We start from the raw sequence: 1,926 nt of genomic DNA, 5'->3' as shown, positions 1-1,926 counted from the left end.
AGTTACCGTTCCGTCTGGATTCAATACCAGATATCCTTTTGGATCCGGTGTTGATTCTGTCAGTATTACATCTGCAGGATTTAGTTTTACTCCGTTTTTAGTATCATTGTCCAGAACATTTACCCCTAATGTCTGAGGAGTGTTTGATCCCGTAACTGATGCTACTGTATCCGGATTGGCTACTAAATCTCCTGCCGTAACCGGTACAACTGAGATTACCTGATCGCAGTTTCCTAAATTGTTATTGTCGCAGATTCTGTATTCTACATTGTAATTTCCTTTTGGAGTATTTGGAGCAACCGTAATTGTTCCGTTGGCATTCAATGTTAATCCTGTCGGCAATGTCCCGACAATGCTGATTGTTACTTCTCCAGGATTACTTCCTACAACAAATGGTTTTCCATCAAGGGTATCGTTTGCTGTTAATGAAGCTGTTGTTCCTCCCGTGCTTCCGTTGATTGATGCTGTCGTTTCTGTAACTGCATCAATAACCGGTGCAGTCACTGTCACAGTAACTGTATTTGATTTACAGTTGTCAGTATTCAGTTTTTCACAGATGGTATAAGTCAGTTCATAATCTCCTGCTGGTGCGTTAGCTCCAAGAGTTACCGTTCCGTCTGGATTCAATACCAGATATCCTTTTGGATCCGGTGTTGATTCTGTCAATATTACATCTGAAGGATTTAGTTTTACTCCGTTTTTAGTATCATTATCCAGAACATTTACTCCTAATATCTGTGGAGTATTTGATCCTGTAACCGATGCTACTGTATCCGGATTGGCTACTAAATCTCCTGCTGTAACCGGTACAACTGAAATTACAGAAGAACAGTTTACAGGATTAGCACCAACTTCACAAATTGAATATTCCACATTATAATTTGCTGCAGGTGTATTTGGAACAACTGTGATTGTTCCATTAGCATTTAAGGTTAATCCCGTTGGTAATGTACCAACAATACTAATACTTACTTGTCCAGGATTACTTCCTATACTAACTGGATTTTCATTTAATGTATCGTTCGTTGTTAATGCTATAGTTGTTCCACCTATACTTCCATTAATAGCAGTCGTTGTTTCTTTAACCGCTTTTATTTCGTTTACAACATCAACCGTAGCCGTAGCTGTTTTACAGTTGGCTGTATTTAATTCGCAGATTTCATAAACAATGCTGTAGCTTCCGCTTGGTGAATTGGCTGCAAGAGTAACCACTCCGGCTGCATCCACACTCAGTACGCCGTCTGTTTTTGGCGTTACTGTAGTATTATCCGCTGTAACGGCTGCTCCGTTTAAGGTATCATTTGTTTTAACGTTTCCAACAGTTACCGCTGTCGCGCCTGATGTTTTGGTTCCGAATGGATCTGCATTGGCACATAGAATTGAATTAATTTCAACTTCATCAGAAATCTCAGAAGCACAACTATTTAAAGTTGCTGTTACTTTATAAACTCCTTTTGTTGCTGTAACAACTCCTGTAGTCGTATTTAGTGTTGCTCCATTTGGACTTATTGTATAAGTATAAGAAGAATTATAATTTGTAATTGTAAAGTTTCCTGTAAATGTACTACAAGTAGGCTGATTTATAGAACCTAATATTGGTTTTACTGGATTTGTTGTTATTGTTACAACTACCGACGCCCTTGTACTCTCACAGCTGTTTGAGGTCTGGCTTACATAATAGGTTCCTGTTGCCAGAACAGTAGTGCCTGCAAGAGCAGAACCGCCTGTTGAGGCTGAATACCATTTATAAGATGCTCCAAGAGAAGCCAAATCTGCAATTGTTTTGTTTTCTGATGAACAGAAAGTCTGTGATGCAACAGTCGGTGCTGATGGTGTAGCATTTACCGTTACCGATACCGACGCTCTTGTACTCTCACATCCGTTTGAGGTCTGGCTTACATAATAGGTTCCTGTTGCCAGAACAGT

The 1,926-nt window shown here is 39.6% G+C and carries 1 protein-coding gene; it reads right to left on the bottom strand.

The window, feature by feature from the left end; genetic code table 11:
- A partial coding sequence (locus GSY47_RS25180; protein WP_455429036.1) for an Ig-like domain-containing protein occupies nucleotides 1–1,926 on the bottom strand: 1,926 nt, incomplete at both ends.

The organism is Flavobacterium quisquiliarum (assembly GCF_019308285.1).
Taxonomy (GTDB): Bacteria; Bacteroidota; Bacteroidia; order Flavobacteriales; family Flavobacteriaceae; genus Flavobacterium; species Flavobacterium quisquiliarum.
The sequence above is the reverse complement of the archived record's forward strand: the minus strand, read 5'-3'. Positions and strand labels throughout refer to the sequence as shown.